The organism is Pontiella desulfatans (genome assembly GCF_900890425.1).
GTDB lineage: Bacteria > Verrucomicrobiota > Kiritimatiellia > Kiritimatiellales > Pontiellaceae > Pontiella > Pontiella desulfatans.
The window spans coordinates 1,733,139-1,759,647 of record NZ_CAAHFG010000001.1; the positions used below are offsets into that span (position 1 = coordinate 1,733,139).

Here is a 26,509-nt window from a genome sequence, read left to right on the forward strand (position 1 = left end):
GTGGTAAAAAACCGACATGAATCAAGTGGACGAAATCATCAGCTACGGCTACATCGAAAACAAACTGATGTATCCCCATAAAAACCCCGGCATGGAGATGGTGCTGGTGGAGCAGGGGAGTCTGGAATGGGCGGTTGAAGGCGTGCCGGAAATGCTTAAGCCTGGCACGTTTTTCTTCACCCTGCCATGGCAGGCGCACGGCAGCATGCATATCCGCGAGCCGCGCAACAAAATCTACTATATCCTCTTCGAATTGCAGAAAACCTCGCGCCGGCCATTGGAGCAGATCCGCATGTGCGACCGGTTCGGTTTTTCCGGCGAAGAACAGAAGCTGCTCAGTGATGCATTCGTTACCGCCCAGCGCCACGCATGGCCCGCAACCGGCCTGGTCAAACAAACCTTTCCTGAATTGATGCACCGATTGGACAGCGGAAATGCGGTGGATTTACACATCGCCGTTTCCTTGTTGCGCACCCTCTTGCTGGAACTGGCGAATACCATTAACTCCTCTTCGGGGCCGAATGCCCGCTTTTCGGCGACCGCCCTCAAGGTGGACTCGTTCCTGAAAACATTGGGCGACCGTCTCGAAGACGAATGGACGCTGGATGAAATGGCCGAAACCTGTGGAATCAAGCGAACCTATTTCGCTCGCATCACACGCGAGCTAACCGGGTATCCGCCAATGCAATACCTCAACCGCATTCGTTTCGAAAGGGCATGCTCGCTCTTGCGCAAAACCAATCTCCCGATCACCGAAATCGGCTTCCAATGTGGCTATCGGACGAGCCAGTATTTTGCCGAAACCTTCCGGAAGTATGCCCGCATGACGCCCACCGAATACCGCAGTAGCCTAGGGGTGCTGGACGCCATCATGCAATCCAACTGGAGCCATCCGGAAAGTCGTACCGTTTCAGATGAACGCGAACGGTCCTCCCGCATTAAATAGAGGTGTTCCGCCAAACAAAAAACCGAGCGGAATCCCTGGCGCGAGGCGTCTGCTTCCATGGCTCGGGTAATCCGTGCTGGATCTCTAAATATCATACTTGCATAAGTATGATAATGGGAATCGGGCGGTTATATATGGTCAAATCTAAATATCATACTTATGCAAGTATGATATTATGGGTAACCCTTTCCCTCGTGTCGAGTTTCGGTTCCGCCGATTGATTCGCAATCGGTATCGATCAATGGCTCAAACTTTTTTTTTGCATTGCCATTCCGGTGCAAAACAAAACCAGGGTCATTTAGTACGAAAGCGTATAGTTTTTTTTCTGCTACAAGATACGTCCACATTCTAGATCGTTGTTTTGGAGGGCGAGGCTCTGTCCGAGCTAGAACCGAACATCGGCAGCGGCTCGGACAGAGCCTCGCCCTCCAAATCGGATTATTGTTTTCCAGGCACGACCACTCGATCGAACCATTCGGTTGCGCGCTTCAGTTTTTTTTCCTCGCCGATACAGTGATGGTGGATCATGCCGAGATTGAAGGAGGCTTTGGTGTCTCCGCTCGCCGCCATGCCGGTCAGGTGTTGGAGCAGGACGCCGCTCTTTTCGTGCGATGTCGGTTGGATTGTATAACGAGACCGTTGACCAAACCTTTGTTTGCTTCACCGGAAAAGAGATGGAGCTTTAAACGGTGGCGCCGGCTCCAATGGGAACAGTGCGCACGAATTTTCGTCATGGCCCTGGGGGTGTTTCCATGGTGGGAGCCGGGTAGGTCCGGAACTGCCTGGGGGTTTGGTTCATGGTTTTCCGGAAGCAGCGGGAAAAATAGTTGCTATCGGAAAAGCCGCAATCGAACGCGATGTCCGTAATGGTGCGGTTGCTGCCCCTCAAAAGCCCGGCCGCCTTTTGGCAGCGCACATGCATCAGGTGATCGATGGGGGAACGACCAATGCATTCCTGGAAAACACGGGTGAAGTGGCGCGTGGACAGATGTGATTTTTGTGCCAGTTGATCGAGCGTGATTTTTTCGGTGTAGTGGGTTTCGATGTGGGCGATGGCATCGCCGATGCGCAATAGATCGATCGATTCTTCCGAGGGGGTGGAGGAGTAGGCGCGGGAGAGCGAAACGGCCAGCTGCATGAAAAGCCCTTTGGCCATGACGCGGTAGCCCGGGTTGCGTTTTTCCGTTTCGCGCGTTAGATCATGAATGAGCTCGTTGGTCTGGTTGAGTGCTTGTTCGGACAGTTGCAGCCGACTCTTGAAGTTATGCTGCGAGCGGAAGGCCGGTTCGAGCGAGAAGAGGGCGTGGAAGCCGGGCAGGGTGCGGATATCCCACTGATCCATCATCAGGGCTTCGGGATCAAACAGAATGTTGGCCAGTGCGAGGCCGTGCATCTTCTGGTATTGGTGCTCGTGGTTTTGGGAAATCACGAAAACATCGCCGGCTTTCACGGGAAACCCCTGTTCGTTGACAACATGCATGGCCGTGCCCTTGAGGATGATGACCAGCTCGTCGAACCCATGGCTGTGCATCGGGAAGTCGGGCTGCGGATCGCGGATGTAAACCTGCAGGGGAAGTGTTGGATCCTCGAACAGATCCTTCTTTTTCAGGAGATGGTTTGTCATGGCCGGATCGTGCTATAGGTTGTCGGGATCGTCAAGGCGCAGCAGCAGTCAATGCGCTAGGTTCTCCGGCATCGATTGATCTAGCCTGCCATTTACGCCTCACGGATCATTCGTCACTTTTTATTCAACAAGGAGAGAAAACATGAGTGTGGAAAAAGCATACGAACTGGCGAAGGCACGCTATGCGGCCTTCGGAATCGATACCGACGCGATGATCGACAAGGCGCTGCAACTCCCTATTTCCCTGCACTGCTGGCAGGCGGACGATGTGGTTGGGTTCGAGACCAAGCCCGACGGACTCGCCGGCGGCGGCATCATGGCGACGGGCAACTATCCCGGCCGCGCCCGCAATGGCGAAGAGGCCCGTGCGGACATTGCCAAGGCGATGTCGTTGATTCCCGGAACACAGCGCTGCAACGTCCATGCGCTTTATTGCGAAACCGAGGAATACGTGGATCGCGATGAGATGACTCCGGCCGGTTTCACGAAATGGATGGATTGGGCGAAAGAACAAGGCATCAAGCTCGACTTCAACCCCTCGTTCTTCGCCCACCCGAAATCGCAGGACGGCTATACGCTTTCCCATCGCGATGAGGAGGTCCGTTCCTTCTGGGTGCGCCACGGCAAGGCATCGCGCCTCATTGCCGAGGCGATGGCGGAAGCGCAGGGCTCTCCCTGCTACGTCAACTGGTGGACGCCGGATGGTTCCAAGGATATTCCGGCCGACCGTTTCGGACCGCGCGCCCGCATGGCGAAATCCTACGACGAAATCATGGGCGACGATTCGGTCGATAAAGCCAAATGCGTCGATTTCATCGAAAGCAAGCTCTTCGGCATTGGTTCGGAAGAATATGTCGTCAGTTCCGGTGAATTCTGTTCCGACTATGCCATCAGCCGCGGCATGGGACTCTGCATGGACATGGGGCACTTCCATCCGACCGAGACCATCCACGGCAAGATTTCCAGCCACCTGCAGTTCATGGATAAAATCCTGCTGCACGTGAGCCGTCCGATCCGCTGGGACTCCGACCACGTTACGCTGTTCAACGACGACCTCAAAAACGTTTTCCTCGAAATCCAGCGCGGCAACGTGTGGGATCGCGTGATCATCGCGCTCGACTTCTTCGATGCCTCGATCAACCGCATCGGCGCCTATGTGACCGGCACGCGTGCCGCACGCAAAGGCATCCTCTACGCCCTGCTCGACCCGACCGAACAGCTCCAGTCCTACGAAGCCGAAGGCAAGAATGCGCAGCGCCTGGCGCTCATGGAGGAATTCAAGTCCATGCCGTTCGCGGCCGTTTGGGACATGCTCTGCGAAAAGGCCGGCGTCCCGGTCGGTGCCGACTGGTTGGCCGAGATGGAAGCCTACGAAGCCGACGTGCTGTCGAAAAGGGCCTGATGATCCGGAATGCATTCACCATGAAGCTCAAGCCGGATTGCGTCGCGGAATACAAAAAACGCCACGACGAAATCCGGCCGGAGCTGGCGCGGGCGCATACGGATGCCGGCATCTTCGACTATTCGATCTACTTCGACGAGAAGACGCTGACGCTGTTCGCCTTCCAGAAGCTGACCGACGACAACACGGCAGACAATTTAAAGAACCTCGAAATCGTTCAGCAATGGTGGGATCATATGGCCGACCTGATGGAAACCCATCCGGACAACATGCCCGTCTTCAGCCCGCTGCGCGAAGTTTTTCACATGGACTAAAGGAAGTTATGACCGAATTAGAAACGATTGTTGCACTCTCTCACGAGTTTGGAACCGTGGATTATGTGAAGGGCGGGGGAGGCAACACCTCCGTCAAGAACGATACCACGTTGTGGGTAAAACCCTCCGGTACCACATTGGGTGGATTGACCACCGAAACGTTCGTGGCCATGAACCGCGAAATAATCAACGGGCTCTATGCCGTGCAAACGCCTGCCGAATCGGCCGACCGGGAGGAGCTGGTCAAAAACATGATGGCCGAGGCCGTCGAGAACGATGCCGGGCGACCGTCGGTTGAAGCGCCCCTGCATAACGTGTTTGAGGCGATCTATGTCGTGCATACCCACCCGGCCCTTGTGAATGGCCTCACGTGCGCCAAGGGCGGTGAAGCGGCCTGCAAGCGGCTGTTCCCCGATGCGCTGTGGGTGGAATACATCGATCCGGGCTACACGCTCTGCATGGAGGTGCGCAAGCGCATCGAGGGGTATAAGGCGGAAAACGGCAACGAGCCGGCCCTGCTGGTGCTACAGAACCATGGCATCTTTATTGCGGCCGACACGCCCGATGCCATTCGCGCGCTTTACAAGCGGGTGATGGAGGCCTTGGAGGCCGAATATGCCAACACCGGCGTCTCCTTGGTGCTGGACATTCCGGAAACGCCGGGGGCGGCCGAAGTTGAAGAACAGATCAAAACGACTTTCGGCGACAACGCCGCTTTTATGGCGTCGTGTGGAACGTTTGACGTGGCGCCGGGGCCGATCACGCCGGATCACCTCGTTTATTCCAAGGCGTTTCCCTACGTTGGAAACCTGACCGAAGCGGGTGCGGCCGCCTATGAAGCGGAACGCGGTTATGCCCCGAAGGTGATTGTTGCCGGAACGCGGGTCTACGGCATCGGAAATTCGCAGAAGAACGCCGATCTGGCGTTGGAATTGGCGCAGGATGGCGCATTGGTCATTCAACTGGCGCAAGCCTTCGGCGGCATCAACTATATGACCGATGCCCAGCGCGAATTCATCGAAAACTGGGAAGTCGAGTCCTATCGCTCCAAGCAGGTTTAGGACTCCCCGCCAACGCGGGGCGTTTTTCTTTGTGGTTTTCTTCGTGGCCTGCCGCTATTGTCCCCCGTTTTGAGATGAATTCAGAACGGAGGATGGACGATGGTTAATCAGGGTGCGAAGAAGCGCGTTTGGCTCTTGTTGTTGGTGGCAGGTTTGGGCGGGATGGTGTTCGGGAAGACGTTGCCGATGCCGCCAAGGCCAAATCCCGTCGGAGAAAAGCAACCGGTTTTCGGCGCGGCGGAAGGCCACTTTACCTTCGACGGCAAGCCGGCGGTGATCATTTCCGGTTCGGTGCATTATCCGCGCGTGCCGCGGGCCTATTGGCGCGACCGCATCCGCAAGGCGAAGGCGATGGGCTTCAACTGCATCGGCACCTATATTTTCTGGAACGCCCACGAAAAGAAGCCGGGCGAATTCGATTTCAGCGGCAACCTCGATATTGCCGCGTTCATGCGCGTTTGCCAGGAGGAGGGCATGTGGGTGATTGTCCGGCCCGGCCCCTATGTGTGTTCCGAATGGGATTTCGGCGGCATGCCCGCCTGGCTGCTGAAGGATCCGGAGATGCAGGTGCGCACCGGCGATCCCAAGTTCCTGGAGGCGACGGCCCGCTACATGAAGGCGGTGGGCGAGCAACTCAAGGATTGGCAGGTTACGCACGGCGGGCCGATTATCCAGGTGCAGGTGGAAAACGAATACGGCCAGTTCGGCCGCCCCGGCAACGAGGACGACATGGCCTATAACAAAGCCATCCACGACCAGCTCATTGCCGCCGGGTTCGATGCCATGTTCATCCGTTGCGATTGGCCGAAGAAAAAAACCATCGGAACCGCGCACATCGACGGCGTCTACACCACCATGAATTTTGGCGGCAGTGCCGACACGGCCTTTGCCTTCTTCGAAGAGGAATATCCGGGCATGCCGAAGATGTGCGGCGAATACTGGGTGGGTTGGTTCGACCACTGGGGCGCGAAGCACCACACCAAGGCGCTGGCGCCGTTCATCAAGCAAATCGAGTGGATGCTCGACAACAGCGTTTCATTCAACGTCTACATGCTGCATGGCGGAAGCAACTTCGGCTTCACCTCCGGCGCCAACTGGTCGTCCGGTCAATACAGCGCCGATACCACCAGCTACGACTACGATTCGCCCATGGATGAAACCGGGCGCATCACCGACAAGTTTTTCATCTTCCGCGACACCATCAAAAAATACCTTCCGCCGAACTACGAACTTCCGGAACCGCCTGAGCAGATCAAACGCATCGAGGTGCCGGAATTCAACCTGGAGCAAACCGCCGGGTTCGATCAGTTGTTCCGCGAGCCCTTCAAGTCGGAACAGGCGCCGCACATGGAGGCGATGGACCTGAACCAGGGGCTGGCGCTCTATGAAACCACGGTCGAGGTTCCGAAGGCCGGCGAGTGCAAGCTTTCGTTCAGCGAGCTGAAGGATCGCGCCATTGTGATCGTGAACGGCAAGCGGGTTGCCACGCTCGACCGCCGCCTGAAGCAAAACACCGCGCGTATCGAGCTTCCCGCAGGGAACGTGGAACTCGGAATCCTTCTCGAAAACATGGGGCATTTGAACTATGCCCGCGAACTGATGAAGGACCGCAAGGGGCTGGGCGAGGTTACGCTGGACGACAAGCCGGTGCTGGGCTGGGAAATCCTGACGTTCCCGTTGGAACTGGAGGACATCGCTTCCCTGAAGTTCTCCGATGCCCCGGCCCAACCATCCGCGCTCCCCGTGTTCTTCCGCGGCGAGTTTTCGGTCGACGAGGTCGGCGATACGCTGCTCGATATGACCGGGTGGGGCAAGTGCATGGTTTGGGTCAACGGAATCAACCTCGGGCGTTTCTGGGACATCGGGCCGCAATACACGCTCTATCTGCCGGGGTGCTGGATGCGGCCCGGCGCGAATGAAGTCGTCGTGATGGACATCGAACCCACCGGCCACCATGCCATCCGCGGCGTGACCGAATTCATCTACGGCCTGAAGGTCGATAAAAACCTGAGCTACAACCGCAAGCCCGGCGAAACCATCCAGCTCTCCAAAAAACAAATGGTTGCCAGTGGCTCCTTCAAGGATGGCGACGATGCGCAGTTGGTCGACTTCGGGAAGACGATCAGCGCGCGCTTCATCTGCATCGAATCGCTCAGTTCCCACTCCGAAGACAACCATGCCTCCATCGCCGAAATCCATCTGATCGATGCCAAGGACCAGTGGCTCGACCGCGATGGTTGGCAGGTGGTCTATGCCGACAGCGAAGAGATTGTTGCGGAGCCCGCCTCGGCAAGCAACGTGATGGACAACCAACCGGTTACGTTCTGGCATACCCAGTACAAGGGCGGTTCCACGCCGCACCCGCACCAGGTGGTCATCGACCTGGGGGCGGTCAAGGAGTTCAAGACCCTGCGCTACCTCCCGCGCAACGGCGCGAATCCAGGCAAGATCAAGGACTATCGGATCTATGCCGCGAAGCCGCTCTTCGATGGGTTGAAGGCAAAGGACTAAATTTCGACTGCAAGCGTTGAGTTCGTTCGGGAAGTGTTTCGGTCAAATTAAAAACTGAAGTCCAAAAATCGTTCACGGTTCGTTTCCATACGTCAGATTTCATTTTTTGATCACCTTGTTTGGCATACGTACATTCAAAGGAAAGGTCAAAAAATGAAACCCGGAAACATCGATAAACGCACCCTGCTTGCTTGTGCCGCGCTGCTGGTTGCCCTCGCCGTCCATGCCGAGCGGTTTGTCCTGGATATGCCCAACAATACGCTGGCGTTTGAGTCAACCGACCAGGAGTTGAAGTGCAGCTACTACGGCGTAAGGATTGCCCGGCAGGAGGATCTGTTCTCGGGGAAGGGCGTTCTGGAATTTCCCTCCCTTTGGGATGTCACTGCGCTGAGGAACCACGACGAGCATGGTTATTCGGTGGTTCAGGCGGATGGCTCCATCGCTTCCCGGCTCAGGTTTGTTAAAGGCGAAAAGGTGGATGTGGATGCGGATCGCAGCCGCTTGGTTTTTGTGTATGAGGATCCGGTCTATGCGGTACAACTGCGCCGTTTTTACGAGGCATCGAAAAGTTGCGATGTGGTTTCCACGTGGACGGAGGTCACCTCGTCGGAAGAGGCGGAGGTTTGTGTTCGGCAGTTGGCATCGCATGTCTTGCAGACGAGCTCATCCGATCCCTGGCTTACGGGCTTTCAGGGCACCTGGTCGCGCGAGGCCATTCTTTCGGAATCGCCGCTGATGGAAGGGGTGTCCGAGCTTTCCTGCACCACGGGCACCCGCATCTCGCAAACCGCGCAACCCTCCTTCGTGCTGTCCCTGGACGGGGCGGCGCAAGAGGATTCCGGCCGGGTCATCATGGGAAGCCTCGCGTGGTCCGGCAACTTTTCGTTCCGGTTTCGCCGACACTACAACAACCGCATCACCGCCACCTTCGGCATGAACCCCGCGAATTCGGAGTATGTGCTGGCCCGGGGCGAAACGCTGGCAACCCCGCGCCTCCTCATGACCTACAGCGACAAGGGGAAGGGCGATGCAAGCCGTTCATTGCATCGTTGGGCAAGGAAATACGGGATCCGCGACGGACAGGAACCGCGTTCGATCCTGCTCAACTCCTGGGAGGGCGCCTATTTTAAATTCGATCAAAAGACGATCTACGGAATGATCGAGCGGGCGGCATCCATGGGCGTCGAGCTATTCGTGCTGGATGACGGATGGTTTGGCGAAGGCGAGTTTGCGCGCAACAACGACAAGGCGGGGCTGGGCGATTGGGTGGTGAACCGCGAGAAGCTGCCCGACGGCATTGAAGGCCTGTTGGGCAAGGCCAGGGAAGTCGGCATTGAATTCGGCATCTGGGTGGAGCCTGAAATGGTGAATCCGAAAAGCCAGCTGTTCATGGAGCATCCGGAATGGGTGGTCCGGCAACCGAACCAACCGCACCGCCCCCAGCGCAATCAACTGGTGCTCGATCTGTGCAACCCGGCGGTGCAGGACTATATCTTCGACTTCATGGATCAGCTGCTGGGTTCGCATCCCGATATTGGCTACATCAAGTGGGACTGCAACAGCCATCTTGTGAACCCAGGTTCCACCTGGTTGGCGGCGGATCGGCAGTCCCATCTGTGGATCGACTATGTGAACGGATACTATTCCGTGCTGGACCGGTTGGTTGCGAAACATCCGGGCGTTACCTTCCAGGCATGTTCCAGCGGCGGGGGGCGCATCGACTATGGCGCATTGCAGCGCCATCATGAATTCTGGCCGAGCGACAACACCGATGCGCTGGAGCGCATCGACATGCAGTGGAGCCTCGGGCATTTTTATCCGGCCATGGCGATGGCCTCCCACGTGACCGTCGTGCCGAACCATCAGACGGGACGGAAAACGCCCCTCAAATTCCGGTTCGATGTGGCCATGACGGGGCGGCTCGGTTTTGAGCTCGACCCGAAAAACCTGAATGCGGGCGATACGGCCTATTGCAAACAACAATTGGAGCTCTACAAAAAAATCCGGCCCATCGTCCAACTCGGTGAACTCTATCGGTTGCGCGATCCCTACCGGTCCAGCGACCCGGCCCTGATGTATCTGCACGAACAAGGCGGCCGGCAAAGCGGGATCCTGTTTGCCTATCTCACGGAACGGCGGCGCGCCGACGGGCACGAGCCGCTCCGGCTGAAAGGGCTCAAGCCGGACGCGCTCTACACGGTCAGGGAACTGGGCCGCCTTTCGCTGCCGAAGATGGCGATGGAAGGCCAGACCCGGTCGGGCGACTACCTCATGAAGCACGGGCTTTCAATGGATTGGCCGATGCGGTCCCCGGATTATATCAGCCGCGTGGTCGAAGTGGTTGAAACCGAATAATAGGAACTTAATTTGAATGGTCTCACCACAGAGGACACGGAGGCACAGAGAAATATAGTAATCCCGCTCCTCTGTGCCTCAGTGCCCTCTGTGGTAAAAAACGATTCAGTTTAATTTGGTATTAGTGGCAACGAATGTATGGAACACGAAGTGAGAGTACCAGCTTCAGACCATTTCTGTTGAAATGGTTCCCGGGTGCAGAGCCTAGCCGATCCTGCAAATGAGGGGGGGGCGCTTTCCCGTTCCTGCTGGAAGCCGCGCTGGCTAGCGTTGCCAGCTTCGGACATAGTCGACTTCCATGTGGGTGGGGAAGCCTTCGGGGGTTGAGGCCTCGGGCACCGGCTCGCGGCCATCAACGCCGGCCCAGGCGATGAGCGGCGGGCGCAGCTCCATGGTGAGCGTAAGCGTCATGGGCAGGTGCCAGTTGTGGTTGGGCGATTCCGCAACCTTGATGCCGTCGATATACCAAGTGATCTTTTCCGGCGTGTTTTCGCAGGCGTAGATGTGGAAGTCGTCGCGCGGGTCCCATGGGGCCGTGTGGACATTGCGGCACACTTCCGGCCAATGCTGCGGGCGCCGCCAGGTTTCAACGCCATCGATCATTTCGCGGGTGTGCAGGTTGCAATCCATGTGGCTTGGGCCGGTTTTCTCTTTCTTCACCGGATCATATCCCCCCTGAAGCATTTCAATGATGTCGATTTCGCTGTAGGTGATGTGCGGATGATCGGGGCTGATCTCCTTGCCGTTGCTATAGAGCCAGAAGGCGGGGCAGAGGCCCGGAAAGCGGGAACAGCCTTTGATGCTCGCCTCGAAATATCCGTAGGTGGTTTTTTCGTGGGACTGTGCAATGCCGCAGGTGTAGAAAAATTCGCGTCCTTTGCGGTCTTGGTGCGGTTCATATTTGGCTTGCACAAAAAGGCGGCCGCTTTTCTGCCAGACATTCTCCGGTCGCCACGCGCGCTCGCCCCAGGGCCGCACCTTCCGGTTCCATTTTTCCTCGTTCAGTTTTTTGCCGTTGAACTCGTCGGAAAACGTGTCGGTGTGCGCCTACCCCCAATCTTAAACCACGGATCGGTGAACTTAAGGTGGAACCTGCGGTTCCCTGTTCCGTGTTCTGGCGGCCAACGAGCCGCCCTTCCATGATGCCGTCGCGGAGCGGAGCCCGTCCCCGAAGGGGCGGCCCGGAGGGCCGAGGGCGGAGCGCAGCGACGGCATCACTTGCGATCATGTTCTGACTGCTCCTTCCATGAATACCTCGGCGGGGGTGCGTTTGTCCAGAGCGCTGTGCTTCCTCTCGTGGTTGTAATATTTAAAATAGCTGTCAAGGCCCCGATGCAACGCATGCCCGTCGGCATAGCATGCGGGATAGATTTTCTCATACTTCACCGACCACCACAGTCGTTCGATGAATACGTTGTCCAACGCCCGGCCTCGCCCGTCCATGCTGATGGTGATGTTCTCGTTTAACAGGACACCGGTGAAGGCGTTCGAGGTGAACTGGCTTCCTTGGTCGGTGTTGAATATCTCCGGATTCCCCTGCGTCAGCGCACGCTCCAGCGCATCAACGCAGAACGTGCTCTCCATGGTGCTTGAGAGCTCCCAGGCGAGCACATAGCGGCTGTACCAGTCGATTACGGCGGTCAGGTACATGTATCCATGCCGCATCGGGATGTAGGTGATGTCCGTACTCCAAACCTGGTTCACCCGTTCGATGTCCACATTGCGCAGCAAATAAGGGTAGATCTTGTGCCTCGGGGCGGGCTTGCTCGTGTGCGGACCGGGCGTGATGGCCTGAATCCCCATCAGCTGCATGAGGCGGGCGACCCGCTTGTGATTGACATCATAGTCTTGATCACGCAACCAGTCCGTCATGCGTGGATAGCCGAACTCCGGATGCCGGAGATACTGCTCGTCGATCAAACGCATCAGAAGCAGGTTCTCCGGCGTTTCCGGGGCGGGGTCGTAGTAGAAGCCCGATCTGGGGACGCCTGCGAGCCTACACTGCCGCCGAACCGAATAATCGGTGCCGGGCTCCACCCAGCTGCGGCGCGTTGAAAGCGGCAGGCTCATAGCTTTTTTTCGAGCCACTTCACGTCCATCTTCAGACGCCCGATCTCTTCGTAAAGTGGAGCCGTAAGCTCTTCTTCCGTTTGAGCCTGCTTCTTTTTCCCCGATGCAAAAAGATCCGGCGCATTCGAAAGCAACTGCTTCTTCCAATCCGAAATCTGGTTCGGATGGACCTGATATTCCGATGCCAGCTCCGCCAATGTCTTCACGCCCTTGATGGCCTCAATCGCCACCTTGGCCTTGAACTTGTCCGTGAATGTTCTTCGTTTTCTTCCCATTTCCATGCGTCCTTTTGTACCATGTTGAGGACGCAGGTTCCACTTAAGCCGGTGGTCCGAAAATCGGGGTTAAGCGCAGTGATCTTCCAGTGGGAGGCCGCGGGGGCGGGATCGACAAATAGCGGGCCGCCTTTGCTGGCGGCCTTGGCGGCGTCCACCACCACCTTTAGTTCTTCGGCGGTTAGCGCGTCCATATGGGCGGTTGCCCATTGGTCGAGCAGCCCGTTGGACGCTTCGCTGAGTTTGGTGCGTTCAATGCGCGCCGGTTTTTTGAATCCGCGCTGCAGGTAGGCCCAGTGCTCACCGACATAGAGGATTTTGGCCTCGATGCTTCTGCTTTTCAGATCCACCAAGGTCTGGAAGTCGGTCTTGCCTTTCAGTTCCAGCGCGCTTGCCCATGGGCCAACCAGCAGTGCGGCAACGATGAAAATCGATCTCATGTATTTCCCGTATTTGTTTAGAGCGACCCAATCTAGCACAAAGGGCAAGCCCGGCAACCTGACCATAAGTCTCATGCCTCCGCTGTCCCATGCCTCCGGCGAACCTGACCAAAAGTCCTATTGTGGAACGGGGACGGGAATGGTAGCTCTTTGGGCTTGCCGGAACGGAATCCGGCATCCTTCACGAATTAGAATATGGCCCGGGGGGCAACAGAATGAAGAATCCATTTGCAGTTTTTATGTTGGCCACCTTCATGGCGGCATCGGTGTGGGGGGCGGGGCGCCCCAACATCGTCATCATCATGTCGGACGATTCCGGCTACACCGATCTGGGGTGCTACGGCAGCGAGATCGATACGCCGAACCTCGATCAGCTGGCGGCAAAGGGGCTGCGCCTGGGCAACTTCTACACCAATGGACGCTGCAGCCCGACGCGCGCATCGCTACTGAGCGGCCTCGACTGCGCCAAGGTTGGTTTCGGCGGTGGCGTCGTCGGCGACTGGGTGCGCGAAATGCCATACCCGGCGCACCGCGCCCGGATGCCGTATGATATCCCGCTCTTGCCCGAGCTGATGAAAGCGGCGGGGTATCGTACGCTGATGTCCGGAAAATGGCACATGGGCGGCAGCACCATGAAGTTCCATAAGAGCCAGCAAAAGCAGTGGAAACACTACCACCAGGGCTGGGAATTGACCGAGGAGGAGATGGAACAGGATTTTCTAGGCCTTCCGCTGCAACGCGGTTTCGATGAATATTTCGGCCTGTACGGCGCGCAGGACAGCCTCTTCTTCGTGCCGGGGCAGTATCATCCCATGATGGAGGGCAACGAGCCGGCCAAGCTGAAGTATGACCGTGAATATACGATGCATTGCTTCTCGAAGCGGAAGGACTTGAACTACAATGTGAACCACGGGAAAACCGGCAAGGCCTTTTATGCAACGGATGGCGTGACCGACCGGGCCATCGAAATGATCCGGGACGCGGCTGGCCAGGAGCAGCCCTTCATGTTGTATGTGGCCTACCGCGCACCGCACAAGCCCCTTCAGGCACCGGACGGGCTGGTGCGGAAATATCTGGAAAAATACGAGGATCTGGATGCGATTGGCACGGATCGCGTTGCCGGTTTGAAAAAGGAAAAGCTCTATCCCGAAGCGGCCGAATACCGCAAGGCCTGGATTCCGCCGGCGCGCGAGGAGATGCGGCTTCAACTGGCCATCCACTCGGCCATGATTGAGAAGATCGATGAAAATGTCGGGCGGTTGGTCGACACGCTGGACGCATCGGGCGAGCTCGACAACACCCTGGTGCTCTACTTTTCCGACAACGGGGCGGCGGCGCATCTCCAAGGGATCATGAATGCACCCTATCACGGCGTGAAGGCGCTGATGTGGGAAGGGGGCACCAAGACCCATTTCATCGCTTCCTGGCCGGGCAAAATCAAACCGGGCACGATTTCGCACGAGCAGGCTTGGGTGGGCGATATCCTGCCGACCTGCCTGGAGCTGGCAGGTGCGGACTATCCGGACACGTTCCGCGGCAAAAAAACCGAAGCCCTTGCCGGGCGCAGCATGCTGCCGATTCTCCAGGGCACATCGCGAGATCCGGCGGAGGCGCTTTTCTTCAACGACAAGGGGCAGCAAGCCATCATCTTCCAAGGGCGTTGGAAATTGCTGATCGAACCCGGCTGGTATCTGCAGACCCGCGACAAGCCCGGCATTGCCTATGAACTCTACGACCTCGAAACGGATCCCGCCGAGACCCGGAACCTTGCGAACGAAAAGCCGGAAATGGTGCAGAACCTCTCCAAGAAATGCGAGGCTTGGATCAAGGAGTGCGGCATCGTCGATTATGCCAAGCTCATCGAACTTCGCCCCAACGATCCGTACTAACCGGGCCCCGTGGGCGCCTTCATTCGTATAGGTCATTTGGTCAGTATCCACGGACTGCGCCATGGTTTAGGTTTTTCCGTGCTAAATGGACGAGGTGTGCCGAACAGGCGCTAAAGCAGATAAACGACGGGTGATAAGGTGAATTGCGAAGCAATGGATTTTTCGAAGGAGTGGAAGTTTTTCCTGGGTGAACAGGAAAACGGGCAGGCGGTGGAATTCAACGATGCGGATTGGGACACCATCGACGTGCCGCACGACTGGAGCGTGGAAGCCTCGTTCAGCGAAGAGCTGGAAGGGGCAACCGGATATCTCCCCGGCGGCATCGGCTGGTACCGCAAAACCTTCGAGGCGCCGCACCATCCGGTCGCCTATCTCCATTTCGACGGGGTCTACAACCAGGCCACGGTCTACCTGAACGGCGAAAAGCTGGGCGATCACCCGTATGGGTATTCCCCGTTTTATTTTGAGGTTTCGGATAAACTCAAGCACGGCCGGAATGTGCTGGCTGTGCGGGTGGATCATTCGCGCTACTGCGACAGCCGCTGGTACACGGGATCGGGCATCTATCGCTCCGTCGAACTCCTCGGCGCGGCAAAAACGCACATTCCGGTTTGGGGCACGTTCGTCACCACGCCGAAGGTTTCCACTGAAATGGCCACGGTGCAGGTGCAGGTCGAGGTGCGCAACCCCGATGGCGCCACGGTCGCAACGTCGATCTTCGATCCCGCCGGAAACCACGTGGCGGAGCATTCGATGCCGGCCAGCAAAGCCATCATCCAGTCGATGGAAGTCGCCAATCCGATGCTTTGGGATGTCGATGGGCCCAACCTTTACACGGCGGTCACAACCGTTTCCGTCGATGGCGGCGCGGTGGACGAATACACGACCCGGTTCGGCATCCGCACCATTCGTTTCGACGCCGCCGAAGGTTTTTTCCTCAACGGTAAAAACAGGAAGATCAAGGGCGTTTGCCTGCACCACGATGGCGGGTGCGTCGGCGCGGCCGTGCCGAAGGATGTCTGGCGCCGACGCTTCGCTGCGCTCAAGGCCGGCGGCTGCAACGCCATCCGCATTGCGCACAATCCCGGTTCATCCGAGTTTCTTGATCTTTGCGACGAGATGGGCTTGCTGGTGCAGGACGAATTCTTTGACGAATGGGATAATCCGAAGGACAAGCGCAAGAACATGAACGAGCAGCACGACGACTATATCTCGCGCGGCTCGGCGGAATATTTCCAGGAGTGGGCGGAGCGCGACCTGAAGGACACCATGCGGTCGCACCGCAACCATCCCTGCATTTTCCAATGGAGCATCGGCAACGAGATCGAATGGACCTATCCGCGCAACGCCGAGGCCACCGGGTTTTTCGATGCCGACTGGAGCGGCAACTATTTCTGGGAACAGCCGCCGCACTCCATCGACGAAATCAAACGTCTGCTCAAGGAGCTGCCCCGGGGCGAATACGACATCGGAGAAACCGCGCAGAAGCTCGCCAAGTGGACGAAGGCACTCGACACCTCGCGTCCGGTCATCGCCAACTGCATCCTACCGTCGTCGAGCTATGAATCCGGCTATGCCGACGCACTCGACATCATCGGTTTCAGCTATCGCCGCGTAATCTACGACTATGGCCACCGGCACTATCCCAAGCTTCCGGTCATGGGCACCGAGAATCTCGCCCAGTGGCACGAGTGGAAGGCCATCGAGGAGCGCCCGTTCGTTTCCGGCACCTTCCTTTGGACGGGCATCGACTATATGGGCGAATCGAACGGACAGTGGCCGATCACCACGACCCGTTCCGGGCTGCTCGACCGCGCGGGTTTCGAGAAGGGGTCCTTCCACATGATGAAGACGCTGTGGAGCGAAGAGCCGCATGTCCATCTCACCACGCAGACGCTTGAAAAGTCGCCCTACCACACGAACAACGGCGACCTCGGCGAAACGGATCCGAAGGCGTGGGAGCGGAAGCTGTGGGTCTGGCACGACGTCAATACGCACTGGAATTACAACGACGGAGAAATGGTCGCGGTGGAGGTCTATTCCAACTGCGCTTCGGTCGAGCTGTTCCTCAACGGCGAGTCGCTCGGTGTGAAGCACCTGAAGGATTTCGACGACCGCATCTACAAATGGGCGGTGCCGTTCAAGGCCGGCAAGCTGGAAGCGAAAGCGGTCAATGTGTCGGATAAATTGATAACTGCAGGCATCCCGGTTTCCATCCAACTGGTTGCTGATGGTTGCCATGTAATTGCGCAACTGGTGGATGCCGAAGGAACGCCGGTAAAAACCGACGAGCGGGAAATCAGTTTTGATGCCACCGGCGGTCGCATCCTCGGCGTGGACAACGGTGCGCCTGACAGTACGCAGGATTACCAATCCAACAAGGTCGCCACCTCCCAAGGCCGCTGCCTGGTGGTGGTTGAAGGCACCTGCAACGTGTCGGCGTCGGCCAAAGGCCTCGCCGGCGCGCACATTGCCGTGGAGGCCGTGTAGGTGAGGCAACTCTTCCAGAGGGCGCGACAAAGCGCGTACCGCAGGCGTCTCGCCTGCTCCGCGTTCGGTCTGCTGGCGCTCGGTGCCTGTGCCCAGCCGCTCGAACTGGTATCGCTGAAGGAAGGGGCATTGCATGCGGACATCGACTATTTGGACTCGGCGATCTCCAACAACGTTGGCGATACGATCGAGGTCCATGCCATCGGCAAGGACGCATGGCCGAACGTCACCTTCAATGCGATCGGCAAGCCGTGGAACCTCAAGGGCTATGCCACGGTCAAGGCCGACTTCACCAACCTGGGCAGTGCGCCGCTGCAGGTCGGCATCCGGCTCGACAGCGCCAAGGCGGCGGAAACCGAAACGCCGCAGCACGCGCAGGGCTTCGAGCTGCTCGATCCCGCCGAGACGCGCACCATTAGTGTTCGGCTGGTTTCCGATGGATGGGTGTTCACCAATGCCGTCGAGCTGGTCGGCATGCGCCGCGCGCCGGGCGCGGAGCTGGTGGATGTTGCAAACATCGGCCGCATCCAGGTGTTTGCCGGGCACGTGAAGCAACCGTGCCTGTTTGCGGTTTCGAACCTCCGCGCCGAAGGTTCGGTTGGGCAACGTTCCGCCGAAGGCTTCCTGCCGTTCATCGATACCTATGGCCAAACCAAGCACCGCGAGTGGGAAGGCAAGATCCGCGCCCATGCCGACTTCGCCGTGCTGCGCACAGCCGAGGAGCAGGATCTTGCGCAGCATCCCGGGCGCAGCGATCTCGGCACATACCGCGGCTGGACGGGCGGCGAAAAGCGCGAGGCCACGGGCTGGTTCCGCGTCGAGAAGGTGGACGGCCAGTGGTGGCTGGTCGATCCCGAGGGCTATCTGTTTTGGTCGCACGGCGCAACGTGCATCGATCCCAACTTCGGCTACACGGGCATCCAAGGTCGGGAAGACTATTTCGAGGGTCTGCCTGCGGACGACAAACCGCTGGGGCAGTTCTATTCGCAGAGTTCCTGGGCACCGCACGGGTTTTATGCCGACAAGGTGCCATTCAAAATTTTCCAGTTCTATAAAGCCAACCTGTTTCGAAAATACGGCGAAAACTGGAAGGCCGATTTTTCCGACTCCGTTCACAAGCGCATCAAAAGCTGGGACATGAACACGATTGCCAACTGGGCGGACCGCGAGGTCTACCGCGGGCAACGCACGCCCTACGTCGCCAACTTTTTCATCCGCGGCAACCGCCAGCTCGAAGGGTCGCACGGCTACTGGGGCAAGTTCCACGATGTGTTCGATCCCTCCTTCCGCGCGAGCATCCAACGGACCCTCAAGCAGCGCAAGCGGGAGGCGAAGGATCCGTGGTGCATCGGCTTCTTCGTCGACAACGAACTGTCGTGGGGCTACGACGGCATGTCGCTCGCGATCGATACGCTCGCAAGTCCCGCCGACCAACCCGCCAAGATTGAATTCATCGGCGACCTCCAGGCCAAGTATGGCGACATTGCCACGCTCAACCTGGCCTGGGGCACGCGGCACGCTTCGTGGGAGGCCTTGCTGGCATCGCGCGAGCCGCCCGAGGCGGTCCGCGCCGGGGAAGACCTGCGGGTCTTCTACCGCAAGACCTGCAACACCTATTTCGGCACCATCCGCGACGAGCTGGAAAGCGCCGCGCCGAACCACCTCTATCTCGGCTGCCGCTTCGCGTGGGTTAACGACGCCGTGGCGGTCGCCGCGTCCGAATATTGCGATGTGGTCAGCTACAACAAATACAACCATTCCGTGCGCGGCCTGCGCCTGCCGCACCAGATCGACAAGCCGCTGATGATCGGGGAATACCATTTCGGCGCAACCGACCGCGGCCATTTCCACCCCGGCCTGCGCGAAGGGGCCGACCAGTTGGAGCGCGCGGAAAAATTCAAGGCCTATTTCACGAGCGCGCTCGATAATCCGCAGATGGTCGGCGTCCACTGGTTCCAGTGGGTGGACGAACACGCCGCCGGTCGCGCCGACGAGGAAAACTACAACGTCGGGCTCGTGGATATTTGCGATACGCCGTATCCGGAAATGGTTAGCGCCATGCGCGAGGTGGGGGCAACGATGTATGAATCCCGAACCGGGAAAGGGAACTAGCCATGTCTAAAAAAACACAAGCGATTGAACTGAGCGAAAAGACGAAGGCGGAGGACAAGGTTCCGCTGTTCCAGAAGATTGCCTATTCCATGGGCGTGGTCTCCGACCACTATGCGAACGTCTGCCTGGCCTGGATTTTCCTGACGCCCTTCTTTGTCGACTTCCTCGGACTGGGCGCGACGGTGGTTGGCCTGGCGCTGGGGGCGGCACGCTGCTGGGATGCATTCACCGATCCGCTGGTGGGGCGCATTTCCGACCGTACCCGGAGCCGCTACGGTCGGCGAAAACCGTTTATCTTTGTGGGCGCGATTTTGACGGGGATGATGTTCCCGCTGATCTGGCTGGTGCCGGAGGGCTGGTCGACCACGGCGATCACCGCCTACCTGTTTGTTGCGCTGATGATCTTTTTCTCGGTCTACTCCATTTTCTCCGTGCCCTACGAGGCGCTGGGTTCGGAACTGACCGCCGACTACAGCGAACGCAGCTGGATCTTCATCGTTCGCAAATATGTGCAGGAAATCTTCAACCTCGGCATTGTCTGGGTGTTCCCCCTGGCCGCTTGGCTGGGCAAGCGGGTCGGCGGCGAAGTCAACGGCGTACGCGCCATCAGCTGGGTCATCGGCGGCATCATCATTGTGGCGGGCATCCTGCCGGCCATCTTCAACAAGGAGCGCTACAAGGACATCGCCGTCCAGGAGGGCACCGGCAGCTTCAAGGAGGGCTTGGGGGCCTTGGTCCGGAACAAGCCGCTGCTCATCGTCATCGGCGTGATTGCCACCTACCTCTTCGCCATCATGGCCACGGCCAATCTCTCCTACTTCGTCAACGTCTATTATATCTACGGCGGGGATGTCCAGAAGGGCGCCAACCTCGGCGGCATCGACGGCACCCTGCGCCTGGGCTTCGCACTCGGCGCCGCCTGGGTGATCGGCCTGATCGGCAACAAGGTCGACAAGCACAAGATCATGATCTTCTCGTGCGCCACCCTGCTGGTGGCCTTTATCGGCATGTTCTTCACCACCATCCCCGGCAAGCCCTGGCTGGCGCTTTCCATGAAGCCGCTCGTGGCCATCGGCGAATGCGGCTTCTGGGTGCTGATCCTTTCCATGCGCGCCGACGTTTGCGACTGGGACGAATACAACACGGGGTCGCGCAGCGAGGGGATGATCGCCGCCATCACCAACTGGTGCAATAAAATCGCCATGACCCTCGCCATCGTCATCTCCGGCTGGAACCTCGAACACGTCGTCAAGTTCGATAGCAAGCTCGACGAGGGAACCAAGGCGGCGGTGATGGCCAAGGCCGAAGCGTCATACGCCGAGCTGACCGAAGCGCAAAAGGTGGAGGCCGGGAACGGCACGGAAATCACGCTCGATGCCTACACCGACGGCATGGAGCGCCAGGCCGTCATGGATAACCTGGAGCCGGGCACCATGCGGCGCCTGCGCATCTTCTATTCGCTGCCGCAGGCCGGGGCGCTGGTGCTCTGCTTGTTCATGCTGGGCCGCTATCCGCTCACCAAGCGCAAGATGGAGGAGATTCGCAAGGAACTCGAAAGCCGCCGCGGCACAACCTCGGCAACCTAATGGAGCTTAGCATGAAAAATACGCATGGGTTTATTGTTGGGGTGGTCTGGCTGGTGGCATCAACCGCGCTGGCCGAAACGGTCGAGGTGGAACTCGATCCCGCTTGCGTGCGCAACATCGGCGGCGTGACCGCATTCGACCGCGCGCAATTCATCACCATCCATGACGGCTTCGGGTCGACGGACATCAACGAGCACGATGTCCGCTACCTGGAGGATGAATTGGAGGTGCGCTACGGGCGCGACGGCGGGTTTATCACTTGGATGGCGGCCGAGGTCGGGGCCGACCCGGCCAAGCCGGAAATGCCGAACCTGCAGGATCTAAAGGACGTCCTGAAGAAATACCGGGAGGAGGTCGAACCCTTCCGCATGGTGCCGAAGCACATGCGCGACGTGGTGTTCTGCACCCACCCGGAGCAAATGCACGGCTTTGCCGACAACACCTTCACGGCCTGGGGGCCGCGGACGCCGGAGGCGACGGCCGAGCTTACCGCCCAGTTGCTCAAGCACGGTTTTTCCGACGAGGAACGACCGCGTTTCCTGGAGGTCTACAACGAACCGTTCGTAAAGGCGAAAAAGATCCCCGCCACCATTGAATCGATGTGCGAGCAGCATAATGTGGTGGCCAAGCGCGTGAAGGAGCTTACCCCGAATGTGCTGGTGGGTGGCTATGCCGCCGCTTGGGTCGAGGTGGAAGACCGCAACTTCGAGCACTGGAACGGTTGGCAAAAAACCTTCATGGATATCGCCGGTGAAAACATGGATTTCTGGTCGTACCACATTTACGACGGCGTCAATGTGATGGGGTCGCCGCGCAACCGCACCGGCAGCAACTCCGAGGCGATCATGGATCTGATCGACACCTATAGCCATATCAAGTTCGGCGTGGCCAAACCGATCATGATTACGGAATACGGCAAGATTCCCGGCGGAAACATGAACTCGATGCCCTACAGCGCCGAGCGTTCGGCCGGCATGCTCTACTCGGCCATGGGGCAGTTGATGACCTTCATGGACCATCCCGACCGGTTGTTGAAAACCATTCCGTTCTTCCTCGGCAAGGCCACCTGGACCTACGGGATGACCAACGACCACGTGCCCGGCGAGGCCAATCCGTTTCTGCTGTGGCGCAAGACCGCGGAAGGGGACTACGTGGAAACCGACCTGACGCTCTTCTATCAGTTTTGGAAAGGCGTTGAAGGCGAGTGGCGAAAAAGTGCCAGCTCCAATCCCGATGTGCGCGTCCATGCGCTGCACGACGGAAAACGCCTGAATGTTGCGTTCATGAACCTGGATGAGGATGCGAAGCGGGTAGGGCTGTCCGGCTTGGATGGCATTCAAGCGGCCGCCGTGTCGCTACGGACGCTAACGACCCATGGCAGGAAACCGGTGCTCGGCCAGCGCACCATGGACAAGGTTCCGGCCTCGTTGGAACTCGAACCCGGTGAAGCCGCCCTGCTGATGATTGACCTGGGCACGGCCCTGAAGCCGAAACGCGGCGTGCGGGAGCATCGCATTTATGCCACGGAATATCTGAAGGATATCGAGGCGGGCAAGCCGGTTGTCTTCAACTATCCGAATACGCCGACCGGAAACGGATCGGCGCTGCTGCGGGTTTCGGCCGGCCGCAAGCTGGGGCGGAAAATCCTGCCGGACTCCGTGAGGTTCAACGGCCATGAACTGTCGATTCCGACAAACTGGGCGGGAGACGACCAAGCGGGGCGCGCCAACTATTTTGGCATGATCGAAATCCCGGTGGGGATGGACTTGGTTCGGGATGCGAACACGGTGGAGGTCCGCTATCCCGATGCCGGCGGCAAGGTGGCCAGCGTTGTTCTCCAGGTGAACCGCATGGAGGAGCTTTAAGCCATGTTGAAATCCGCAATCTTTAAATTGGCCCTGGCGTTGGTGGCCTTCAGCTTGCACGCCGATGAACGCCCCAACATTCTCATCATTCTTGCCGACGATCTGGGGTATGGCGACCTTGGGTTTACGGGGTCGAAAGCCATCAAGACGCCGGTGCTCGATGCGTTGGCGAAGGGCGGGGTGGTGTGCGAAAACGGATATGTGACGCACTCCTATTGCGGCCCTTCGCGCGCCGGCTTGCTGACCGGGCGTCACCAGGCGCGCTTCGGCATGGAAATCAATGCCACCTATTCGCCCTACGACATGCACATGGGGCTTCCTCCGGAACAGAAGACCTTCGGCAAGCGGTTGCAGGCCGCCGGATACCGTACGGGGCTCATCGGGAAGTGGCACTTGGGAGCCGCTCCGAACCATCATCCCAACCATCGGGGATTCGACTATTTCCATGGGTTCCTCGGAGGAGGGCACTGCTATTGGCCGGAGCAGGTCACGATGACCATGCCGCTACTGATGGAAGACGGGAAGATCAACTATGGAGCAAACCAGGGAACGTCCCATCCGTTGCTGCGCAACGACCGCGAGGCCGAATTCAATGAATATTTGACGACCGCGCTCAGCCGCGATGCCGCCCGTTTCGTTCAGGAGAGCGAGGAGCCGTTTTGTCTTTATCTGGCCTACAACGCACCGCACAGTCCGTTGGAAGCACCGAAGGAAACCATTGCCAAATATGGCCACATCCAAGACCGTAACCGCCGGATCTATGCCGCGATGGTGGATGAGATGGACCAGGGGATCGGCATGGTGGTCGATGCGCTCAAGGAGAGCGGCAAGTTTGAAAACACGTTGATCTTTTTCCTGTCGGATAACGGTGGCGTTGGAACGCCACCCTGGAACCCGTCGGAAAACTGGGCGGACAACGGTCCGTTCCGCCAGGGCAAAGCCAGCTGGATGGAGGGCGGAATCCATGTGCCCTATCTGGTGCACTGGCCGAAAGCGCTGAAGCCGGGAACCTTCAAGGGGCTGGTCTCGGCTCTGGATATTACGGCCACCGCCGTAGCGCTTGCCGGTGGCGATACCTCCGGCGAACCGTTGGATGGCGTGAACCTGATTCCCTATCTCGCGGGCAGCAAAAAGGGTTCGCCGCACGCCGCGCTTTATTGGCGCGAACGCAACAGCACTTCGTGGGCCGTGCGCACGCCGCAGGCCAAGTTTGTGAAGAATGCCTGGGAGCGCGGCGAGCTTTGCGTCTACGACATGGTGAACGATCCATACGAATCCACCAACGTGATCGACCATGTGCCGGAAAAACGTGCGGAGCTGGCCCGGTTGTGGAACGACTGGAACGCCGTCAACAAAGCCAATGTCCTGCTTCACGCCTACGAGTATCAGGAGCTCCGCTTGAAGATGTATGAGGATCTTCACCGGGAGCTGGAAGCAAAAGCCGCAAAGACCAAGCCGGTTGTCATTGATTAAATGAGGTATGCCAGTTTTTCGCATTCCCGGAGAACGAGCGAAACCCGGTCAAGCATGGCTTCGTAGAGTACCCGGTAGCACAAAATCAACCCATATGCGCTCATGGCCACGATGAATCCCGTCAGTGCTGTTTTAATTGTTTTCATGGCTTCTCCCTGTCTGCCAGCGGTTGTCCATCGCGGGATTGCGGTGGTAGTGCGCTAGCGACAACCACCCCTATTGCATAGGGTGTGCCATCGCCTTTTCCAGGGGCGCAAGTATATTCGCGGCAACGGAATGGGACGTTTGTCGCGTGTTTTAGGGGTTGTTTTCGGCGAACCTTGCATGAATAGCATGCATACAGTTAATGAAGGCTTGCGCATCTATTGGCCAAAAGTCCTATATCCACGCGGTAAGCCCGCTGTTATAGATGGGCGTTCCAACCTGTGGCTCCGGGAATCGAGACGTAGTGCTGGTAAAAAGGGTTTTCATGAATAAACAGGTTAAGGCATTTTTCTATTCGGTGGTCGTGGCTCTCGGCGGTTTCGTCTTCGGCCTCGATGCCGCGGTGATTTCCGGCACGGTCAAATTCATTACTGCGGAGTTCGGGCTCAACGATCTTCAGGTGGGCACGGCAGTCAGTGCGCCGGGGTTCGGCGTGCTCATCGCACTGTTGATTACGCCGTGGCTGTGTAATCGCTTCGGTCGTAAGAAGACACTGATCCTGATTTCCGCCCTCTATTGGGTGTCGGCTGTTACTTCCGCGCTCGCGCCGACTTATTGGAGCCTTGTCGCAGCCCGCTTCCTGGGCGGGTTGGCGTTCACCTCGCTCACCGTGGCTGCAATGTATATTGGCGAGGTTGCGCCGCCTCGCTGGCGCGGCAAGCTGGTATCGATCAACCAAATGAACATTGTCTTTGGTCTGTCGGCGGCCTATTTCGTGAACTACTTCCTGATTCAGGCCATGAATAACGATGCCGGGTGGGCCGTTGCCGTGAACCTGAAGGAGAATATCTGGCGCTTCATGCTCGGTTCGGAAATTATTCCCGCATTCATCTGGCTCGGCCTGCTGTTTCTTATTCCCGAGAGCCCGCGCTGGCTGGTGTATCGCGGGCGCATCGAAGAGGCCAAGGCGATCATGCACCGCATTACGCCGGATGATGAGATTGATGGGCAGGTCAAGGCGATGGAAGAGAGCCTGCATCATGGAACCGAAGAGCTCTCGGGGCTTTCCCAGTTCCGCGAGCTGTTCCATAAGCGCATGCGGCTGGTGGTCGTTGTTGCGGTCGTCATTGCGGTTGCCCAGCAACTGTCGGGCATCAATGCCATCCTGTTTTACGCACCCACGGTCTTTGAGCAGCTTGGCGGAGGAACCGATGCCGCGTTTGCCCAGTCGCTCTGGGTGGGCCTCGTTTCCGTGATCTTCACGCTGGGTGCGATTCTGCTGGTCGACCGGTTGGGGCGGCGGCCTTTGATCCTGATCGGCCTGATGTGGGTGGTGGTGAGTCATTCCCTGTGCTGGTGGGGCTTCAATACGGCGCGCTACACGTTGAGTGAAGAGGCGGTTGTTGAGCTTCCCGCGGAAGTTGACGCGGCCGCGCTGAAGCCGATGCTCGGTCAGGAATTCAAGAGCGATATCGCATTCAAGAGCGCGCTCATCGATGCATTGGGCGAGACCGAGGCGCGGGTGCATTCAGCCGAGATTCTCAAACAATCCGCGGATATGAACGCAACGCTGATCCTGATCGGCATCCTCAGCTTTATTTCCGCGTTCCACTTCTCGCTGGGGCCGGTGATGTGGGTGCTGTTTTCGGAACTGTTTCCGACCTCGTTGCGCGGCGTTGCGATACCCTTTTTTGTGTTGATCAGCAGTGTGATCAGCTTCCTCGTGCAAAAGTTTTTTCCGTGGCAGCTCGCGAACATGGGCGGCGAAGCCATATTTATGTTCTACGGGATCGTTGCATTGGTCGGCTTTGTCTGGTTACTGCCGATCCTGCCGGAAACGAAGAATTTGAGTATTGAAGAGATCCAGCTGAAGCTGGAAAGAAAATAGATTTCGGAGGATTGGAATTCCTGTGCCTGCGGAGGTGCCGCGGGGTTGGTTGGATAACCTATCT

17 protein-coding genes and 1 pseudogene are annotated in these 26,509 nt (G+C 58.2%); 13 read left to right on the plus strand and 5 right to left on the minus strand.

The window, feature by feature from the left end:
• Positions 1 to 16 precede the first annotated feature (16 nt).
• A complete protein-coding gene (locus E9954_RS06500) occupies positions 17 to 946 on the plus strand; it encodes a helix-turn-helix transcriptional regulator (protein ID WP_136078403.1) in 930 nt (309 codons plus the stop codon).
• A gap of 730 nt (positions 947 to 1,676) precedes the next feature.
• Here E9954_RS06500 and E9954_RS06505 read toward each other — a convergent pair.
• On the minus strand, positions 1,677 to 2,570 hold the full coding sequence (locus E9954_RS06505; RefSeq protein WP_136078404.1) for an AraC family transcriptional regulator: 894 nt from the start codon (positions 2,568 to 2,570) through the stop codon (positions 1,677 to 1,679).
• 142 nt (positions 2,571 to 2,712) lie between these two features.
• Between E9954_RS06505 and E9954_RS06510 the strand changes: the two genes are divergently transcribed.
• From E9954_RS06510 to E9954_RS06530, 5 genes are all read left to right on the plus strand, one after another.
• On the plus strand, positions 2,713 to 3,972 hold the full coding sequence (locus tag E9954_RS06510; protein WP_136078405.1) for an L-rhamnose isomerase: 1,260 nt from the start codon (positions 2,713 to 2,715) through the stop codon (positions 3,970 to 3,972).
• Entirely contained in the window at positions 3,972 to 4,286 is a 315-nt protein-coding gene (gene rhaM, locus E9954_RS06515; RefSeq protein ID WP_136078406.1) for an L-rhamnose mutarotase, read from the plus strand. Before E9954_RS06510 ends, rhaM begins: the two co-directional genes overlap by 1 nt.
• Before the next feature lie 8 nt (positions 4,287 to 4,294).
• The gene (locus E9954_RS06520) at positions 4,295 to 5,347 is read left to right on the plus strand and encodes a class II aldolase/adducin family protein (RefSeq protein WP_168442032.1); all 1,053 of its coding nucleotides are present in this window, start codon (positions 4,295 to 4,297) and stop codon (positions 5,345 to 5,347) included.
• A gap of 99 nt (positions 5,348 to 5,446) precedes the next feature.
• A complete protein-coding gene (locus E9954_RS06525) occupies positions 5,447 to 7,858 on the plus strand; it encodes a beta-galactosidase (protein WP_136078408.1) in 2,412 nt (803 codons plus the stop codon).
• A 153-nt stretch (positions 7,859 to 8,011) separates the two neighbouring features.
• Positions 8,012 to 10,213 carry an alpha-galactosidase gene (locus tag E9954_RS06530; RefSeq protein WP_136078409.1) on the plus strand — a complete coding sequence of 734 codons (2,202 nt, stop codon included), beginning with the start codon at positions 8,012 to 8,014 and terminating at the stop codon, positions 10,211 to 10,213.
• A 264-nt stretch (positions 10,214 to 10,477) separates the two neighbouring features.
• Here the strand turns inward: E9954_RS06530 and E9954_RS06535 are convergent.
• From E9954_RS06535 to E9954_RS06545, 3 genes and pseudogenes are all read right to left on the minus strand, one after another.
• Positions 10,478 to 11,242: pseudogene (locus E9954_RS06535) on the minus strand (kappa-carrageenase); the annotation flags it as partial.
• Between the two features lie 195 nt (positions 11,243 to 11,437).
• Positions 11,438 to 12,558, minus strand: a protein-coding gene (locus E9954_RS06540; protein WP_407947718.1) for an IS3 family transposase whose coding sequence is annotated in 2 segments (ribosomal slippage) — positions 11,438 to 12,292 and positions 12,295 to 12,558 — 1,119 coding nt in all. Because the reading frame shifts where the segments join, the coding sequence is not laid out codon by codon here.
• Entirely contained in the window at positions 12,486 to 12,998 is a 513-nt protein-coding gene (locus E9954_RS06545) for a hypothetical protein (RefSeq protein WP_136078411.1), read from the minus strand. Before E9954_RS06545 ends, E9954_RS06540 begins: the two co-directional genes overlap by 73 nt.
• Positions 12,999 to 13,213: 215 nt before the next feature.
• Between E9954_RS06545 and E9954_RS06550 the strand changes: the two genes are divergently transcribed.
• The 6 genes from E9954_RS06550 (at position 13,214) to E9954_RS06575 (ending at position 24,413) form a co-directional block, all read left to right on the plus strand.
• The gene (locus E9954_RS06550) at positions 13,214 to 14,887 is read left to right on the plus strand and encodes a sulfatase-like hydrolase/transferase (RefSeq protein ID WP_136078412.1); all 1,674 of its coding nucleotides are present in this window, start codon (positions 13,214 to 13,216) and stop codon (positions 14,885 to 14,887) included.
• A 138-nt stretch (positions 14,888 to 15,025) separates the two neighbouring features.
• Positions 15,026 to 17,377: a glycoside hydrolase family 2 TIM barrel-domain containing protein gene (locus E9954_RS06555; protein WP_222847080.1), complete on the plus strand. Its 2,352-nt coding sequence runs from the start codon at positions 15,026 to 15,028 to the stop codon at positions 17,375 to 17,377.
• Positions 17,378 to 19,489, plus strand: a complete 2,112-nt coding sequence (locus tag E9954_RS06560) for a beta-agarase (RefSeq protein ID WP_136078413.1) — start codon at positions 17,378 to 17,380, stop codon at positions 19,487 to 19,489.
• A 2-nt stretch (positions 19,490 to 19,491) separates the two neighbouring features.
• Positions 19,492 to 21,075 carry an MFS transporter gene (locus E9954_RS06565; RefSeq protein WP_136078414.1) on the plus strand — a complete coding sequence of 528 codons (1,584 nt, stop codon included), beginning with the start codon at positions 19,492 to 19,494 and terminating at the stop codon, positions 21,073 to 21,075.
• An 11-nt stretch (positions 21,076 to 21,086) separates the two neighbouring features.
• Positions 21,087 to 22,940, plus strand: coding sequence for a beta-agarase (locus E9954_RS06570; RefSeq protein WP_136078415.1), 1,854 nt, complete (start codon positions 21,087 to 21,089; stop codon positions 22,938 to 22,940).
• Between the two features lie 3 nt (positions 22,941 to 22,943).
• Positions 22,944 to 24,413 (plus strand): sulfatase family protein, encoded by a 1,470-nt coding sequence (locus E9954_RS06575; RefSeq protein ID WP_136078416.1) that lies wholly within the window; start codon positions 22,944 to 22,946, stop codon positions 24,411 to 24,413.
• On the opposite strand, the gene E9954_RS32345 is transcribed toward E9954_RS06575, so the two are convergent.
• Positions 24,410 to 24,559: a hypothetical protein gene (locus tag E9954_RS32345; RefSeq protein ID WP_168442033.1), complete on the minus strand. Its 150-nt coding sequence runs from the start codon at positions 24,557 to 24,559 to the stop codon at positions 24,410 to 24,412. The two genes, E9954_RS06575 and E9954_RS32345, sit on opposite strands and share 4 nt — an antisense overlap.
• Positions 24,560 to 24,882: 323 nt before the next feature.
• On the opposite strand from E9954_RS32345, the gene E9954_RS06580 reads away from it, so the two are divergent.
• The gene (locus E9954_RS06580) at positions 24,883 to 26,445 is read left to right on the plus strand and encodes a sugar porter family MFS transporter (RefSeq protein ID WP_136078417.1); all 1,563 of its coding nucleotides are present in this window, start codon (positions 24,883 to 24,885) and stop codon (positions 26,443 to 26,445) included.
• Positions 26,446 to 26,509: the final 64 nt, after the last annotated feature.

Bases quoted from the DNA above. Each gene is read 5' to 3' on its own strand.
- E9954_RS06500 (WP_136078403.1), top strand. From the start codon at position 17: ATGAATCAAGTGGACGAAATCATCAGCTACGGCTACATCGAAAACAAA.
- E9954_RS06525 (WP_136078408.1), top strand. From the start codon at position 5,447: ATGGTTAATCAGGGTGCGAAGAAGCGCGTTTGGCTCTTGTTGTTGGTG.
- rhaM (WP_136078406.1), top strand. From the start codon at position 3,972: ATGATCCGGAATGCATTCACCATGAAGCTCAAGCCGGATTGCGTCGCG.
- E9954_RS06580 (WP_136078417.1), top strand. From the start codon at position 24,883: ATGAATAAACAGGTTAAGGCATTTTTCTATTCGGTGGTCGTGGCTCTC.
- E9954_RS06530 (WP_136078409.1), top strand. From the start codon at position 8,012: ATGAAACCCGGAAACATCGATAAACGCACCCTGCTTGCTTGTGCCGCG.
- E9954_RS32345 (WP_168442033.1), bottom strand. From the start codon at position 24,559: ATGAAAACAATTAAAACAGCACTGACGGGATTCATCGTGGCCATGAGC.
- E9954_RS06550 (WP_136078412.1), top strand. From the start codon at position 13,214: ATGAAGAATCCATTTGCAGTTTTTATGTTGGCCACCTTCATGGCGGCA.
- E9954_RS06575 (WP_136078416.1), top strand. From the start codon at position 22,944: ATGTTGAAATCCGCAATCTTTAAATTGGCCCTGGCGTTGGTGGCCTTC.
- E9954_RS06565 (WP_136078414.1), top strand. From the start codon at position 19,492: ATGTCTAAAAAAACACAAGCGATTGAACTGAGCGAAAAGACGAAGGCG.
- E9954_RS06570 (WP_136078415.1), top strand. From the start codon at position 21,087: ATGAAAAATACGCATGGGTTTATTGTTGGGGTGGTCTGGCTGGTGGCA.
- E9954_RS06505 (WP_136078404.1), bottom strand. From the start codon at position 2,570: ATGACAAACCATCTCCTGAAAAAGAAGGATCTGTTCGAGGATCCAACA.
- E9954_RS06545 (WP_136078411.1), bottom strand. From the start codon at position 12,998: ATGAGATCGATTTTCATCGTTGCCGCACTGCTGGTTGGCCCATGGGCA.
- E9954_RS06520 (WP_168442032.1), top strand. From the start codon at position 4,295: ATGACCGAATTAGAAACGATTGTTGCACTCTCTCACGAGTTTGGAACC.
- E9954_RS06510 (WP_136078405.1), top strand. From the start codon at position 2,713: ATGAGTGTGGAAAAAGCATACGAACTGGCGAAGGCACGCTATGCGGCC.